The sequence below is a fragment of the Bradyrhizobium uaiense genome (assembly GCF_010811875.1).
In the GTDB taxonomy this organism is placed as follows: domain Bacteria; phylum Pseudomonadota; class Alphaproteobacteria; order Rhizobiales; family Xanthobacteraceae; genus Bradyrhizobium; species Bradyrhizobium uaiense.
The window spans coordinates 1-249 of sequence record NZ_VKHP01000759.1; the positions used below are offsets into that span (position 1 = coordinate 1).

A 249-nucleotide genomic window follows, 5' to 3' on the forward strand; every position below is an offset into this window, starting at 1 on the left:
CGCCGACAGCGTCGCGATGCACATGAGCACGCCTAACATCGCGAACGCCAACGGCAAGCCGACCATGTGTGCGACGAGCCCGATGCTGGCGGGACCGACCAGTATACCCGCATACCCGGCCGTGGTGATGACTGCAATCGCAACGCCTACGGGCATCACTCTCTGTTTGCCGGCGCGTCGACACAGTACGGGTACAACATTTGAAACACCCAATCCAATAAGCACGAACCCTGCCATGGCAATCAACGC

At 59.8% G+C, this 249-nt stretch carries 1 pseudogene; it reads right to left on the reverse strand.

What is annotated here, in order from left to right:
* A pseudogene (locus tag FNJ47_RS52240) lies at window positions 1-249 on the reverse strand (MFS transporter); the annotation flags it as partial.